Raw genomic sequence first — 14,667 nt, forward strand, 5'->3', positions numbered from 1 at the left:
CCAAAGAAACCGGGTTTTTTACCGAATTTGTCGATTACCATCAAGGATTTGCGTAAAAACCCGGTTTCTGACTACCCCTCCGTAAGTCCTATTTAGTAATAATTCGGAGCAAATCGCCATGTCAGACGACTTTTCCCTCGACGACCTTTTAAATAGAAGTTACGATGCGTTCAAAGACGCAGAAAATGATGTGGGACAGTGCAATGTTTTAGTCATCGGCAAAACCGGAGTAGGCAAAAGTACCCTGATCAATTCGGTTTTTCGCCAGCGCTTAGCAGAAACCGGAGTCGGCCGTCCCGTCACTCACGGCATCCGCCAATATACCAAACCGAATTGTCCAATTACAGTCTACGATACTCCCGGACTCGAACTCAATGCCGAACAAATTAAAGTTATTCAGCTCAACGTTGCTAAACTAATTGAAGACCAAAGACTGCTGCACCCCAAAGAACACATTCACGTCATCTGGTACTGCATCAATCACAGCGCCAATAGAATAGAATCTGTGGAGGAAAGCTGGCTAAAAGAAATGGAAGTCAAAGAGGTATCAGTTCTTTTAGTGCTGACTCAGACGACATCTAAAAAGCCGAGCGAGTTTTTCAAGCAACTGGAACACATGAATTTGCCAGTCAGTCAAATCATCCCCGTCATGGCTGAACCGGAAGAAATTGATGAGGATTATACAGTAAAATCTCACGGTTTAGACAAGTTGGTAGATGCAACTTTTCAATTGCTGCCGGAAGTAGCGAAAAAAGCCTTTGTTAAAGAACAAATTGCCAATATTGGACTCAAATCTGATATGGCATTTAAGTATTTAAGTGCCTATGTTGCCGGTTCTGCGATTATCGGTGCAACTCCTGTGCCGTTTGCTGATGCGCCAATTTTGATGACGATGCAAACGGCAATGATTGCTAATATTACTGTGATTTTTGGAATGCCATTTGATAAGGGATTTATCTCGGCGATGCTATCTGCTATTAGCGGTGCTGGTGGGGTAACTGCTGTTGGTAGAAGTATTGTGACTAATTTGATTAAAATGATTCCGGGTGCGGGTACAATTGTCGGTGGTGCTATCTCCGGTGCAACGGCGGCTACTCTGACGCTGGCTCTTGGTTTGGCTTATATTGAAGTGCTAAAAGTTTATATGAAAGCTCAAGTTAATGGTGAACAGCTTTCTTTACAGCAGTTGACTAAGATGTTTGTGGATTTGTACAAGGATTATGCGTCGTCGGGGCGTAAAACTTTGAAGGATGAGAAGCAGAATCAACCACAGCCACCGAATCAAATTAATATTGAGTAGATTGGGAATTGGGCATCGGGCATCGGCCAAAGAGGGCATTGGGCATTGGGCATTGGGCATTGGGCATTGTTATTTTTTAGTTCCCATAACTCATTACCAATTACCCATTACCAATTATCCATTACCAAAGATTGATATATAGCCTTTCTCAGAAAGATGAGGTATGACTGACAGCTTATATAATCGCTTAAACTAAGAGGGCCCAAGCCCAACAACGTACCTTATCTTTTTGAGAACCGCTATAATATTATTGAATTCTGCAAAAGGGAGTCAATGGCTATGGTAATGACAGCCGTTTTATCAGAAAATGTTTCTCTAGAAGACTTCATCGCTAGTCCGCCCGACGATATGGAATGGGTGGACGGGCAAATATCGGAGAAAAATGGCATGACAGTAAAACACAGTCGAATCCAATCTAGACTAGATTTTTCTTGGAGAAGTTACAAGATATCTAGCGGACAAGGGGGCGAAGTTTATACGGAAGTTCCTTGTCGCACTGACGGGCGAGTGCGCCGCCCTGATGTTGCTTATCTGACTGCTGAACTTGTTGCTGAATATGGCGATGTTCCTACTTTTCCTCAAAGTCCGCTGTTAATTGCTGAAATTGTTTCTCCTACTGATATGGCGGAAGAGATTTTTTTGAAAGCAGAAGAGTATTTGGATTCTGGTTGTCTGGAAGTTTGGATTGTTTTTCCTGAAAGTCGCTGGATTATGATTGTGACTCAATCTCAAAAGTTGACTTTTAATCTGGGTTCTACAATCAGCACTCAGCTTGTGTTGGCTGGTTTTAGTGTTGCTGTTGATGAGTTGTTGGGTTGATGGCAAATATTATATGATTTATAAAAAGCTGCTATCCAAAATAAGTATTGTTTTTGTCTCCACCCTTGTATATAAGGTGCGTCGCTATGAGATTATCGAGATTATTTAGGGATTTTATCTTAGCGACACACCCTACAATTACTACTTTGATTGATAGAAAGACCGCAGATAAAAGCCGATAAATACAGGCAAGCGCAGATATTTTTAAGATAGCCAAGCTTGGGAATGGAATGCAAGTCGTCTATTGAATAACCCAGGTGCGTCGCTAGGAGATGGTCGATATTTAGTTAGAGATTGTTTATGGCGACGCACCCTAGGACTGGACGGTTTGGACAAGAAATCATTAAAAAAATCTAATATTTCGCGGCTAACTGCTTGACAAGATGGCTTTTTATTGCATTATTTTTTAAGAAAAATTACCAGCCACATAAAAAAATGTAAATTTGCACAAAGTCACTAATAGGGGTAAAATACTGATTGCTTTGTTTCCAAATCTACCGTAGATTCGAATTGGGAATTAAAACCAATAATTGAAATATGTCTCAAACTTACACTGTTGAATTACTCCACCAAGGCAGCACTTATACCGTAGAAGTACCGGAAGATCAACCAATTCTGCAAACTGCGATCGCTGCGGGGATTGATTTGCCCAACTCTTGCAATTCGGGGGTTTGTACTACTTGCGCTGCTAAGGTGGTTGAGGGTCAACTCAAGCAGGTTGATTGCATGGGGGTTAGTCCCGAACTTCAGGCTGAAGGTTATGTGTTGCTTTGCGTTTCTTTTCCCCGATCGAATTTGAAGATAGAAACCGAAAAAGAAGACATTGTTTACGATCGCCAGTTCGGTAAATCCTAGGACTAAGCTAAAATTTACGTAAGTACCTAAGTACCGATCGCGGTAAAACCACTATGGCTCGCCCTATGACCACCCATTTTATTTCCGCAGAAGTTGACCTCCGCGACACCGCCGAAGAACTCCACTCAGCTATTGAAATTGAACTGCAAAAGCACGGCGAACCCCTGCGCTGGGCCGTCACAGATGTGGATGTCGATCGCCAAAAAGCTCTGGTAGAAGGCTACGTGCTCGTGGAAGCATCCCCGGTAGCAGCGTGAACCCCCGCCCTTTGACAGTGGTTTTGATAGTCCCCACAGGCGTTGGAGCCTCGATCGGTGGGTTTGCAGGGGATGCGCTACCTGTGGCTAGGGCGATCGCCCAAATCTCCGACACCCTGATCACTCACCCCAATGTCCTCAACGGCGCTCAACTTTATTGGCCGATACCAAACGCCCTCTACGTCGAAGGTTACGCCCTTGACAAATTTGCCGCCGGATGCTGGGGCCTGCAACCGGTACATCAAAATCGCATCGGCTTAATCATGGATTGCGCGATCGAACCCGAGTTACAATTGCGCCACTTGCAAGCCGTTGATGCTGCTAGAGCTACATTGGGTTTGAAGGTAACTGATTGTATTTTGACCGATCGCCCTTTGCAAGTAGAATTACGCATTTCTGAATCAGGGGCATCCTGGGGGACGATCGGCAATCCCGACAGTTTACTGCGCGCCGCCGACAAATTGATCGCACAAGCCAAAGTCCAGGCGATCGCAGTTGTCGCCAGATTTCCCGACGATGAAGGTAGCATCGCCCTGGAAAACTACCGCCGCGGTAAAGGAGTTGACCCCCTCGCAGGCGCGGAAGCAGTCATCAGTCACCTCATCGTCAGAACGTTTAAAATCCCCTGCGCCCACGCCCCCGCCCTGTCTGCGCTTCCCCTCGATCCGCACCTTTCCCCGCGATCGGCTGCGGAGGAAATCGGGTATACTTTTTTACCTTGCGTGCTCGCGGGGCTGAGCAAAGCACCGCAGTTTGTCACTCCTGCTGTGGGGGAGGCATCTTGCTTACCACAGGTATTGGGCGGGCAAGATGCGCGCACCACAAAGGCATTGGGCGGGCAAGATGCCCACCCCACAAGAGAGAACTTCCATGCAAACAGGCGAGATTTCGAGTCCCAGGGTTTGTGGGCCGATCGAGTCGATGCGGTGGTAGTACCCGCCACAGCGTGCGGTGGCAGTGCTATTCTGAGTTTGAGCGGGCGATCGACAGTACAAATCATCGCAGTGGGTGACAACAAAACTCAAATGCAAGCTTCCCCAGAAAAACTCGGAATCAAAGCTTTGCAGGTAAACTCGTATTTAGAGGCGATCGGCGTATTGGTCGCTTTGCGGGCCGGCATCAGTCCAGCTTCCTTGGGTGCAGACATCTCCTCCCTGCGGTGTTTGTCTGACTCCATTAAACAAATCTAACAATCTAAAACCTAAAATATAAACTTGATTAAGTGGCAGAAAAACTTCCCGAAACTCCCGACATTGAACCGTTGACTCGCACTCAAGTTTTAGTAGCAATGGGCGTGACAGCAATTATGTTGCTGGCGGTAGCTAAATTGTGGTTGCTATTTGGATCGGTATCGCTTTTGCCAGTCAAATTGAGCGTCATGGATTTGTTCAAAGGATTTGCGATCGGACTGGCAATTACAGGCGGTAGTGCGATCGTATACCAACTCTGGCCGGGTTATCGCCGGAGTGCAGACATTTACTTAGAAGTAGTGCTCAAACCTTTGTTTTGGCCGGATTTAATTTGGCTTGGATTGCTGCCGGGACTTAGCGAAGAATTGCTATTTCGAGGCGTGATGCTGTCTGCTTTGGGATTGAATGTGACCGGTTTAGTTTTATCGAGTTTTTGTTTCGGAATTCTGCACTTGGGAGGAATGGATCAGTGGCCTTATGCTGTTTGGGCGACGGCGGTGGGATTGTTGCTGGGTTACAGTGTGTTAGCGACTGGCAATTTGTTAGTACCAATTACTGCTCATGTCTGCACGAATTTGATTTCTAGCTGTGTTTGGAAGTGGGAACACAGTATGGTGAAGCGGTAGGGCGATCGCACGGATTAGTTTGTAGTGAGGACTTCAGTCCGCAGAAATCAGAGGACTAAAGTCCGAAGGATCGAACCTTTTTTATTAGTTTGTAGTGAGGACTTCAGTCCGCCAGAAATCAGAAGATTAAAGTCCGAAGGATCGAACCTTTTTTATTAGTTTGTAGTGAGGACTTCAGTCCGCAGAAATCAGAGGACTAAAGTCCGAACGATCGAACCTTTTTTATGATGTAATTTACGAGACACACTCAATTGACTTTTGATATATTGAAACCGCCGAATCCGGTTTTTGTTAAGGCAATTGATAACTGCTCGATCGCACAATCAATTCACCTTGCGCTGGGTTGCGGCTGAAAATAAAAGCTCCTTCTTGAGTTTCGCCGCTTGACAAAAAATCGATTTGCTGGTCGCCGGATTCCAAGACTTCGCCGCCCGCGCGGAGTTCGGCAATAACTTGCACTGATTCGGCCGTTTCGCCGCCAGTGTTAGTAACTGTAAACGGCACGTAAAATTGCCCTTGGGTTTCGCGAATGGGCTCGTTGCGAGTCACAGAAATCACCGGAGGTTCCTGTTTTTTAGTCGCCCAGTTGTAGAGTACGAGTCCGGTGATGATAGACAGGATGAAACAGGCGATCGCAAATGTCACCCATTCAGCAAAAGTTCTTTTTTGTGGCTGTTCGTTATTACTTTCAGCCTTACTTTCCGTCATACCGCTAACCTCCCCGCAGCGCCCCCAATTGTCGCCGGCAATCCCAATACTAACGTATAGCTCAACCAAATCGACCACGGATCGTCAAAGCTGAGTTTGTGGAAGAAAAACAGCATAAATGCAGAAGCCGCCAGCGATACTAAGTACGCCATCACAGTTTCGCTGAGGGGACGCTGAAAAATTCCTCGCTGCTGCTGGCGTTTTGCTTGATAAGTAAAGTCGGCTGCGAATACAATACCGTAGGAAATTAGCAGCGAAGCGGCGATAATTGCTAATTGCCAAGGTGGCGAAATAGCTGCTGCTAGCATGGGAATTTCGTCGGTAGGGGCGATGTTGAAAGCAATGATCGCAGCGCCGATTAAAGTAGCGCCGATATCTGCTAAAGTTGGGTTAATCGCAGGTTCGCTGTCGCTGTCTGAGCTTTGATAGCGATCGCCGCTCAAGAAACCGTTTGCTAGGGCCACTCCCAAAGAAAAAGGCAGCCCTTCAAAGATGATTTTCCCCAAAGTTTCTTGCAGCGGTGTCTCCGGCGTAATTTCCCTGAGTAAAAACAGGACAAAAGCCGCGCAGACAATGCCAATGGCGATCGCTTCTACGGTATCCATTGCAGCGTCTCGCCAGCGGATGTCCTTGGTTTTGCGAAAACCTTCAGTGCGAGTCAGCAAGAAAACGGCGATCAAAGTAGTTGCGATCGCGATCGACATTTGCGCTGGTTTAGTAGAGGAACCTATCCACCAAACCTCCATCGTATACAGCAGCGGAATCCCGAACAAAAATCCGCCCGATGCACCTCGAATGATATCGTTTAGTTCGTTAAACCACGGATTTTTACGGTGTTTTTTTGCCTTGTTCATGTTTGAGTCAAAACGCGCCTCTAAAAATTGGAAAATCAACTCTTTTTAAACATTTTTCAAAAGAATACCATATTTATGGTATTCTTTCTCTAACTCGGGACGTAAATTTGATATTATATCATATCCAATTACCTGCCATAAAAACGGTTTGTAGTGAGGACTTTAGTCCTCATAATCAGAGGACTAAAGTCCTCACTACAAACCAATATACATGATATAATTGATAAGTTGGCATATTTCAAATATTGTCATAGATAGCATCTTCCTCGCTGTAGCCAGCTAATAATTGCTCAGCAGCAAGACGATGCCAAGCAGCATTTTCCTCTTCGGTGTCCGTTGTATCTTCCACCAAAACAATAACCCTGACTTCTTGGTTAGCTGCCAAGTATTTTAAGAGGGTATCGGGAAATTCGATTTTCCCTTCATCTGTGACTTTTGCAGGAAACTCGTAGGCTTTCATGATTGTTAGATCGGGTTTTTTACAACATTACACAGTTGGTGATTTAGTTTCTATTTGCTTAACTTGGTTTTGCAACCTTTCAACTTCATCAATTAACTGCAACACTGTAATTGCAATATCTGGTCTAACTTCTGGTTCGGCACTATTGTCAATCTGTGAATGCGCCCAATCTTGCAGTTGCTTTAACTTTCTTAGTTTGCTAAAGACAGGATTGCCATCATGTTCAGCAATACTCGCAACTTCCTGACTAAATGCAGCTAACCTAGCAAATAGTTCATCCTTGCACGAACCTGCCAAAATGCGCCCATCAACTGTGTAATGTACCAGATTAGGAGCAGTGAATGTCACATGAGGCTTATCTAAAAAGTTATTATCTAAACCTTGCGATGAATCAAAAATTTTGCAAACACTCTTTAATGTTTGTGTGAATTGTTCCTGTTCTTCAACTGTCAGCGGACGCTCAAACAACACACTATGAGTATGTGCAGTAATGCCATTATCTGTAGTTGTGCGATTTGTAGAACGAATTGTTAAATCGTTAAAGTTGTATTTTTTTTTCATTTATCCTGCTTCCTGGTAAGGTTGAAAGTCAGCTTTTTCATTTAAAAATTCAAAGGCATTAATTGAAAACCATATTTGTTGTGCGGAGAACATCACATTGGCAATTGGCTCAATTCTAGCTTCTCCTCTATCCAGCAGATAGTTTAATTCTACCACAGGCAAAGACATTTCAATAACTGTGCAGCCTAACGCCTCCAAACCTGGTGATAGGGCAGCAAAGAACCAGGCTACTTCTGGATCTAACGCAGCATACCAACCTTGACCTAATTGTACAGGCTGAGTTTGCAAAGCTAGCAAGCGAGATCCATTTAACCCGTTATTCAAAATATCCAATGCACTCTCAATATCTGTACCGTGATAGATTGTTACGATTGCCATAACTATGCCTTGAATAAGTGTGGTTATTCGCAATCGTCTCATAATGTTTGTTGCTAAACAACGATATTTTTTTTCGTTCGCTCGTGGTTAGGCATGAGTGTCCAACAACAGCCTCATTCCATGTACTCCTTAAATTCTTGGCTCTGCTGAGTTTGTGGTGATAAACAAACCGCATATCCTTGCTCAAACGGCATCACAGAATCGCCAATAGTTGTCTCTGATACCGTATCCACCGTAAATCCAAACCATGCCTTTAGCACTTCCTGCTTTCCGATTGGGTTTAGCTTGTTTGGGAATTCCTACCAATTTTACAACAGGCTGGTTATCCTGAGTAATCGCAACTTCTTCTCCTCTCATCGCCGCTTCGATCAATTCCAGAAGTTTTTCTTTGGCTTCAACAATGTCTACTTCATACATAACTTGTGCCTCCTTAATATCAATTTACAACATCACCATTCTCACTCAATTCGATAAATCTTCTGACTCCAAATCAATCGAGGGCAACTCCATATCATCCGACTGCAACTGAGCCGGAGTAGCCGGAATTGCCGCAATAATTGCATCGATTACTCTAGCCACGGGAATAATTTCCATCCCCAAATCTGGCACGGGTTGATTCTTTGGAATAATTGCCCTTTTGAACCCCAACTTAGCCGCCTCCCTCAGCCGCAATTCTAATTGAGCAACTGGCCGCACCTGTCCTCCCAAACCGACTTCACCCAGCAAGACAGTGCGCGCATCAATTACCCGATCGCGAAAACTGGCCACCACCGCGATCGCAACTGCCAAATCCGCCGTCGGTTCCTCCACCTTCAACCCGCCCACCGACGCCACAATCGTATCCAACTTAGACAAAGGAATCCCCACCCTTTTCTCCAAAACCGCCAAAATTTGCTGCAATCTAGAATTGTCCACACCAGTAGTAGAACGGCGCGGCGAACCAAAACTCGCAGGGCTGACTAACGCCTGAATTTCTACTAAAATCGGTCGAGTTCCTTCGCAAGCAACCGTCGTCGAAGTACCGGGCGAAAATTCATCTTTATTGCCTAAAAACAACTCCGACGGATTGTCTACTTCTCGCAAACCGTGTGCTACCATTTCAAAAACACCGATTTCGTGAGTCGCACCAAAACGGTTTTTCATCGATCGCAAAAGCCGGTGAGAAGCAAAGCGATCGCCCTCAAAATAAAGTACAGTATCTACCAAATGCTCCAAAACCCTCGGCCCCGCCAAAGCTCCATCCTTCGTAACGTGACCGACAATAAATAAAGTAATATTTTCCCTTTTCGCCACCTGCATCAAAGCCGAAGTACATTCCCGCACCTGAGCCACCGAACCCGGAGCCGATGTTAAACTAGCAAAATAAATAGTTTGGATGCTGTCAATCACCGCCACATTCGGTTTCAGCGCTTCCAACTCCCGCAAAACAACTTCTAAATCCGTCTCGGGAAGTAAATAGAAATTCTCCGCTGAGTTGTCTTCCAAATCAGTTTTAACTTCCCCGTTGCTGCCAGATTTATGTCCGCCGTTGCTTGACAAATCGACCGGATTGGCCACGCCCAAACGCTGCGATCGCAACTTCACCTGCTGACCGGACTCCTCCGCACTCACATAGAGTATTCTATCCTTGCGCGCCAACATATTCGCCACCTGCAACAGCAGCGTCGATTTCCCGATTCCCGGTTCCCCGCCAATCAACACCAGCGAGCCCGGAACAATTCCGCCTCCCAAAACTCGATCGAGCTCCCCGAAACCAGAAGGCCAGCGAGACTGAGTTTGGTCAGCAATCTGCGATAATCTAAAAGATACCCTTGGTTGACCCTTCGACTTATCAGGAGGCGAACCGCCAACTGTCTTAGTTGTCACCCCAGTTAAACCACCCCGTGGCACACCAGCAGTAGACTGCTCTACCTGCTCGTCAAAAGAATCCCACTTCTGACAGCTAGGACACCTGCCAAAATATTGTGGTGAATCATAGCCGCATTCCCGACAAATATATTGTATTCGAGGTTTAGGCATTGTTTACTATCATAAATAGTCACCCTAACATTTAGAAAAGTCTGAGTTAAAGCAATTATCAAGCTTTCAGACCGATCGCACACATGATTCAATCTGTATCTTCTATGATAGGGTACAAAAAATTAACATTATCTGAAATGTAACTTAAGGAGTGCTCGGTAACTTGGAAAACCATAAAGAAAAAATTCTGGTAGTCGATGACGAAGCCAGTATCCGCCGCATTCTGGAGACTCGCCTTTCCATGATTGGCTACGATGTCGTCACCGCTGCTGACGGCGAAGAAGCTCTCGAAACATTTCGCAACACCGAACCCGACTTAGTAGTTTTGGACGTGATGATGCCGAAGCTCGACGGTTACGGCGTCTGTCAGGAGTTGCGGAAAGAATCAGACGTACCCATCATCATGCTAACCGCTTTGGGAGACGTAGCCGATCGCATCACCGGTTTAGAATTGGGCGCCGACGATTACGTCGTCAAACCCTTCTCTCCCAAAGAGCTCGAAGCCCGCATCCGTTCAGTCCTGCGCCGGGTTGACAAAAACGGCGCGTCAGGCATTCCCAGTTCTGGAGTCATCCACGTCACCAACATTAGGATTGACACCAACAAGCGCCAAGTTTACAAAGGCGACGAACGAATTCGGCTCACCGGCATGGAATTCAGCTTGTTAGAGCTGCTTGTCAGCCGTTCTGGAGAGCCTTTTTCGCGATCGGAAATTTTGCAAGAAGTTTGGGGATACACGCCAGAACGCCACGTAGACACCCGCGTAGTGGACGTTCACATCTCGCGGCTGAGGGCTAAGTTGGAAGACGACCCCAGCAATCCCGAATTAATTCTCACCGCCCGCGGCACCGGCTATCTATTCCAGCGCATTGTCGAAATTGGGGAAGTTGGTTGACAGTTGACCTGGGACAGTTGACAGTTGGCAATTGGCAATTGGCAGTTGTTAAATTACCAACTACTAATTATAAAACTTAAGCACGGGTATCCAGAAACCGGGTTTTTCAACCAAAATATTTGGTTAAAACCCTCAATCTCGGTAAAAAACCCGGTTTCTTGGTCAGTGAGTACATCAGGCCTAAATGACTAATAAATGACTAATGATATCATCTCCGATCGATTACCATAACAAAAACGATTCGGTTCGTAGTGCGTCCTGGTGTCCGCAGAATAAGAGCGGACACCAGGACGCACTACGAACCTTAATGCTAAGTCACGACTAATGACAAAATCCGATCCAAATAAAGTTTTGCGGCAATTACCCTTAGTTGCGGGAGGGTTAGCAGGTACGCTGCTGATGGTCAACCGCTTGCTGACTCTTCAAATTACAGACTCTCAAACTCGATCGGACGTTTTGGGAGTAATTATCAGCGCCCTGCTGATTTTAACAGGTTTGCTGTGGCAACAGGTGCAAGCGCGATCGCCCGATTCCGTACAGCTTGTCGGCGAAGAAGGTTTTGAGTTTCCGCCGGATTTGCCCGATGCCGTCAAGCTAGAATTAGCCTGGGCGTCGCGCTTGCTGTTGACAAATACCGCCACAAGGGCGATCGTCATTGTATATCGAGGAAAAGTTTTATTGAGGCGCGGCATCTTAGGCATCAATCCCCAAGTCAAACCCGGGCCAATTTTGCAGCGAGTGCTCGACAAAAACAAACCAGTTTATTTAGTAAATCTGAACATCTATCCCGGCAAAATCGAATTCGACTATTTGCCAGAAAATACCCAAGGAGTCATCTGTCAGCCATTGGGCAGCCAAGGAGTTTTAATTTTAGGTGCTAACGCGCCGCGCAGCTATACCAAACAAGATGAAAACTGGGTAGAAGGCATTGCCGAAAAACTAGAAAATACCCTCAGCCAGCATTTAAATTCTTAACCAATTCTACAATCTACTGTAAAACTCAAAAGTGACAAAAAAAACTGGTTGGAAAAATTGGAGAATGTTGCTCGGTATTAGTTCTCTGGTGCTGGCAGTATTGATTAGCATATCTGGTTTTTTAGGAGATGAACAAGCTAACTTGCGAGCCACTTGGGAAACTGATGTGCCAACCCACAAAATCCCTTTTTTTTACTGGGCAGTGCTTTTTTACAACTATACAGGTATACTACTGACTGGCATAATTTTCCTGGTGGTGTCGATACTCATTCCTCTTTCGCATTATTCTGAAGTAACGAAGGAAACAAAGTCCCTAGCCTTTACTAGCGCTGCTGCAATTGGGATGTCTTTGGTAGCTTTGACGATCGCAGTGTATAGTGCTTTTTCACTGATATTTGTCAGCTATCATCATGTTAGCAGTGCAGAGTTTGACGGCGACAAATACAACTTAGGCTTGATCTCGTCGCTTGGTAGCGATTCTTTTGTCGTCATTGGCAAATGCGATCGCTTCAATATCCGCTGTGATTGCTACGGGGTTAGCCGTTTAGACACTGGAGAGTATGACGAAACTTCGGCAACTGCCAGCCTTGAACGAGATGTGAAAACACAAATTATTTATATCAATACTCAAAGTTCGACTATGCCAATCGATTGCCAACCGTAAAATCTACTAAAATCCACTATAAAATTCAAAAATGACACAAAAAATTGACAGCCAAAATAAGACCATGTTGCTCGGTATCGGTGCTCTAGCGATCGCAGTTTTGCTCATCGTATCGGGGTTTTTAGGACAGGAACCAGGTCGCTTGCAAGGCAATTTAGACTATAGGCCAAGCGACAAGATTACTGTTTTTTACTGGGCCGTGCTTTTTTATAGTCATGTAAACCTACCACTAGCTGTCATAATTTTGTTGCTGGTGTCGATCCTTGTATTTCGTCTGTTGGAGGAACTAAAGCAGAAGATATTTTCCTTTGCTACCTTGGCTGCAATTGTGTTGTCTGTGCTAGCTGCCGCAATCCCATGGTTCAGTGTTCTTTTCTTTGGCGAGTACGAGCACGCTACCAGTGCAAAGTTTGGCTGGGACAGATACAATTTAGGCGTGAGTAAAGCAATGGACGGCGATAATTTTTATGTCGTTGGAAAATGCGATACGATCGGTATCATTTGTGATTGCTATGCCGTAGCTCCTGTAATCCATAATTACCACGAGAAACCTTCAAGAGTTCTCAATCTTGAACAGGATGCTAAAACAAAAGTTATTTATATCAAGTATCAAAATAAGAGAATTCCTATTTCAAAGTAGCGCCGATTAGAAGCTGCGATCCTCTTTATATTAATCGGTTCTTAGTAGGGACACGGCACTGCCGTGTCCCTAAAATCGGAGATGGTTAACCAGGCGGATTTGGTATAATCCGGGTAAGATATCACGCTCAGATTGTGCGGAAATCACCAACACCAATTAGGCTGGCGCTGACTCCAGTTAGCGAAGCAATAACTTCTCCACTTCCTTTGAATTTAATCAGCGCATTGTTATTGTTCTGACTAATTTCTAACTGGTTAAAACTCAAAACTCCCGACAATCCGATGAAATCTTGACCTTTCACAAAATCAGAGACAATATCAAATCCTCGATTCAATCCGATGACAAAAATGTCATTACCCAAACCGCCAATCAAACTATTATTCCCTGAACCTCCAAACAAAATATCATTACCTTCGCAACCAAAAAGCGTGTCATTTCCTAAATCTCCATAAATCGAATCATTGCCCTTACTACCGTCAATTAAATCATTGCCTTGACCCCCATAAAGTAGGTCATCTGCTGCACCGCCGCACAAAGTATCATCTCCAAGTTGTCCGAAGAGAGTATCATTGCCTTCGCTGCCGAGAATTACATCGTTTGCTTTACCGCCGAATAAGGAATCGTTTCCTTTGCCGCCGTCGATCAAGTCATTGCCTTCATTGCCAAAGATTAAGTCATCATCTTCTTTGCCGTTTATTGAATCATTGCCCTTATTCCCAAAGATAACATCTTGACCCACACCGCCAATAATGATGTCGTTTCCTTTGCCACCGAATAGGATATCGTCTCCCTTGTCGCCGTCAATGAAATCGTTGCCTTCATTGCCGTTGAAGATATCATTAAATTCACCACCAAATAGATTGTCGTTGCCAGTCAAAGCATCGAAGATATTAGGGTTGTTGATGCCAAAATATGAGTCGTTTTTGGGAGTACCAATTAGCCGAACACCACCATTGATAATATTATCAATTTGTTGGTTTGGTTGGTTGAGATTGGGATACTCAATTTTGTCGCAAATGCAGTTTGTATCTGGAGTGTTAACCGGCGTTGGAGTTGTTACAGATGTAGGCGTTGGTGTGGGAGTCGGAGTCGGAGTTGGAATCGGAGTTGGGGTTAGTGTGGGAGTCGGAGTCAGAGTTGGAATCGGAGTTGGGGTTAGTGTGGGAGTTGGAGTCAGAGTTGGAATCGGAGTTGGGGTTAGTGTGGGAGTTGGAGTCGGAGTTGGAGTCGGAGTTGGAGTTGGAGTTGGAGTCGGAGTTGGAGTTGGGGTTAGTGTTGGAGTTGGAGTTGGAGTTGGAGTTGGAGTTGCTGTGGCTGTGGCTGTGACTAACGCTGAAATCGCGAAATCAAAGGGATTTTCGTTACTATCATCATTGACAAATTGCAGCGTACCTGTTTTATTTCCGGCGGTGGCTGTATCGACTTGAACTTGCAAATTAGCAGTAGCGCCGGCGGCGACAGTTGCA

At 45.2% G+C, this 14,667-nt stretch carries 17 protein-coding genes and 1 pseudogene; 10 read left to right on the forward strand and 8 right to left on the reverse strand.

All coding sequences use genetic code 11. The annotated features are described in order from the left end of the window. Positions 1-118 precede the first annotated feature (118 nt). The 6 genes from JGK39_RS10715 to JGK39_RS10740 all read left to right on the forward strand — a co-directional run bounded on the left by JGK39_RS10715 (position 119) and on the right by JGK39_RS10740 (position 5,047). Entirely contained in the window at positions 119-1,300 is a 1,182-nt protein-coding gene (locus JGK39_RS10715) for a GTPase (protein WP_293250367.1), read from the forward strand. A gap of 279 nt (positions 1,301-1,579) precedes the next feature. Continuing rightward, entirely contained in the window at positions 1,580-2,119 is a 540-nt protein-coding gene (locus JGK39_RS10720) for a Uma2 family endonuclease (protein WP_293296291.1), read from the forward strand. A 537-nt stretch (positions 2,120-2,656) separates the two neighbouring features. Beyond that, complete coding sequence (locus JGK39_RS10725; RefSeq protein ID WP_293250373.1) at positions 2,657-2,974, forward strand: 2Fe-2S iron-sulfur cluster-binding protein; 318 nt, start codon at positions 2,657-2,659, stop codon at positions 2,972-2,974. A gap of 65 nt (positions 2,975-3,039) precedes the next feature. Beyond that, entirely contained in the window at positions 3,040-3,231 is a 192-nt protein-coding gene (locus JGK39_RS10730) for a hypothetical protein (RefSeq protein ID WP_293180527.1), read from the forward strand. After that, on the forward strand, positions 3,228-4,421 hold the full coding sequence (locus JGK39_RS10735) for a DUF3326 domain-containing protein (RefSeq protein WP_293250376.1): 1,194 nt from the start codon (positions 3,228-3,230) through the stop codon (positions 4,419-4,421). Before JGK39_RS10730 ends, JGK39_RS10735 begins: the two co-directional genes overlap by 4 nt. A 32-nt stretch (positions 4,422-4,453) precedes the next feature. Beyond that, the gene (locus JGK39_RS10740; RefSeq protein WP_293250379.1) at positions 4,454-5,047 is read left to right on the forward strand and encodes a CPBP family intramembrane glutamic endopeptidase; all 594 of its coding nucleotides are present in this window, start codon (positions 4,454-4,456) and stop codon (positions 5,045-5,047) included. A 291-nt stretch (positions 5,048-5,338) separates the two neighbouring features. On the opposite strand, the gene JGK39_RS10745 is transcribed toward JGK39_RS10740, so the two are convergent. The 7 genes from JGK39_RS10745 to radA all read right to left on the reverse strand — a co-directional run bounded on the left by JGK39_RS10745 (position 5,339) and on the right by radA (position 10,027). Beyond that, a complete protein-coding gene (locus JGK39_RS10745) occupies positions 5,339-5,755 on the reverse strand; it encodes a TIGR02588 family protein (RefSeq protein WP_293250382.1) in 417 nt (138 codons plus the stop codon). Then, positions 5,752-6,609 carry a TIGR02587 family membrane protein gene (locus JGK39_RS10750; RefSeq protein ID WP_293296280.1) on the reverse strand — a complete coding sequence of 286 codons (858 nt, stop codon included), beginning with the start codon at positions 6,607-6,609 and terminating at the stop codon, positions 5,752-5,754. Before JGK39_RS10750 ends, JGK39_RS10745 begins: the two co-directional genes overlap by 4 nt. A 238-nt stretch (positions 6,610-6,847) precedes the next feature. Further along, entirely contained in the window at positions 6,848-7,069 is a 222-nt protein-coding gene (locus JGK39_RS10755; protein ID WP_293296282.1) for a hypothetical protein, read from the reverse strand. 27 nt (positions 7,070-7,096) lie between these two features. Beyond that, positions 7,097-7,630 carry a hypothetical protein gene (locus JGK39_RS10760; RefSeq protein WP_293296283.1) on the reverse strand — a complete coding sequence of 178 codons (534 nt, stop codon included), beginning with the start codon at positions 7,628-7,630 and terminating at the stop codon, positions 7,097-7,099. Next, positions 7,631-8,008, reverse strand: a complete 378-nt coding sequence (locus JGK39_RS10765; protein WP_293296284.1) for a hypothetical protein — start codon at positions 8,006-8,008, stop codon at positions 7,631-7,633. Between the two features lie 183 nt (positions 8,009-8,191). Further along, positions 8,192-8,425: a type II toxin-antitoxin system prevent-host-death family antitoxin gene (locus JGK39_RS10770; RefSeq protein WP_293322158.1), complete on the reverse strand. Its 234-nt coding sequence runs from the start codon at positions 8,423-8,425 to the stop codon at positions 8,192-8,194. A gap of 45 nt (positions 8,426-8,470) precedes the next feature. Then, complete coding sequence (gene radA, locus JGK39_RS10775; RefSeq protein WP_293296287.1) at positions 8,471-10,027, reverse strand: DNA repair protein RadA; 1,557 nt, start codon at positions 10,025-10,027, stop codon at positions 8,471-8,473. Between the two features lie 163 nt (positions 10,028-10,190). Between radA and rpaB the strand changes: the two genes are divergently transcribed. From rpaB to JGK39_RS10795, 4 genes are all read left to right on the forward strand, one after another. Continuing rightward, complete coding sequence (rpaB, locus tag JGK39_RS10780) at positions 10,191-10,922, forward strand: response regulator transcription factor RpaB (RefSeq protein ID WP_071587789.1); 732 nt, start codon at positions 10,191-10,193, stop codon at positions 10,920-10,922. Between the two features lie 324 nt (positions 10,923-11,246). Next, complete coding sequence (locus JGK39_RS10785) at positions 11,247-11,897, forward strand: cofactor assembly of complex C subunit B (protein ID WP_293250414.1); 651 nt, start codon at positions 11,247-11,249, stop codon at positions 11,895-11,897. 31 nt (positions 11,898-11,928) lie between these two features. Continuing rightward, complete coding sequence (locus JGK39_RS10790) at positions 11,929-12,561, forward strand: hypothetical protein (protein ID WP_293296289.1); 633 nt, start codon at positions 11,929-11,931, stop codon at positions 12,559-12,561. 31 nt (positions 12,562-12,592) lie between these two features. After that, on the forward strand, positions 12,593-13,201 hold the full coding sequence (locus tag JGK39_RS10795) for a hypothetical protein (RefSeq protein ID WP_293296290.1): 609 nt from the start codon (positions 12,593-12,595) through the stop codon (positions 13,199-13,201). Between the two features lie 127 nt (positions 13,202-13,328). Here the strand turns inward: JGK39_RS10795 and JGK39_RS10800 are convergent. After that, positions 13,329-14,667: pseudogene (locus JGK39_RS10800) on the reverse strand (calcium-binding protein); the annotation flags it as partial.

This window comes from Microcoleus sp. PH2017_12_PCY_D_A, assembly GCF_020738565.1.
In the GTDB taxonomy this organism is placed as follows: domain Bacteria; phylum Cyanobacteriota; class Cyanobacteriia; order Cyanobacteriales; family Microcoleaceae; genus Microcoleus.

Bases quoted from the DNA above. Each gene is read 5' to 3' on its own strand.
- JGK39_RS10765 (WP_293296284.1), bottom strand. From the start codon at position 8,008: ATGGCAATCGTAACAATCTATCACGGTACAGATATTGAGAGTGCATTG.
- JGK39_RS10770 (WP_293322158.1), bottom strand. From the start codon at position 8,425: ATGTATGAAGTAGACATTGTTGAAGCCAAAGAAAAACTTCTGGAATTG.
- JGK39_RS10745 (WP_293250382.1), bottom strand. From the start codon at position 5,755: ATGACGGAAAGTAAGGCTGAAAGTAATAACGAACAGCCACAAAAAAGA.
- JGK39_RS10715 (WP_293250367.1), top strand. From the start codon at position 119: ATGTCAGACGACTTTTCCCTCGACGACCTTTTAAATAGAAGTTACGAT.
- JGK39_RS10795 (WP_293296290.1), top strand. From the start codon at position 12,593: ATGACACAAAAAATTGACAGCCAAAATAAGACCATGTTGCTCGGTATC.
- JGK39_RS10755 (WP_293296282.1), bottom strand. From the start codon at position 7,069: ATGAAAGCCTACGAGTTTCCTGCAAAAGTCACAGATGAAGGGAAAATC.
- JGK39_RS10730 (WP_293180527.1), top strand. From the start codon at position 3,040: ATGACCACCCATTTTATTTCCGCAGAAGTTGACCTCCGCGACACCGCC.
- JGK39_RS10720 (WP_293296291.1), top strand. From the start codon at position 1,580: ATGGTAATGACAGCCGTTTTATCAGAAAATGTTTCTCTAGAAGACTTC.
- JGK39_RS10750 (WP_293296280.1), bottom strand. From the start codon at position 6,609: ATGAACAAGGCAAAAAAACACCGTAAAAATCCGTGGTTTAACGAACTA.
- radA (WP_293296287.1), bottom strand. From the start codon at position 10,027: ATGCCTAAACCTCGAATACAATATATTTGTCGGGAATGCGGCTATGAT.
- JGK39_RS10725 (WP_293250373.1), top strand. From the start codon at position 2,657: ATGTCTCAAACTTACACTGTTGAATTACTCCACCAAGGCAGCACTTAT.
- JGK39_RS10760 (WP_293296283.1), bottom strand. From the start codon at position 7,630: ATGAAAAAAAAATACAACTTTAACGATTTAACAATTCGTTCTACAAAT.
- JGK39_RS10785 (WP_293250414.1), top strand. From the start codon at position 11,247: ATGACAAAATCCGATCCAAATAAAGTTTTGCGGCAATTACCCTTAGTT.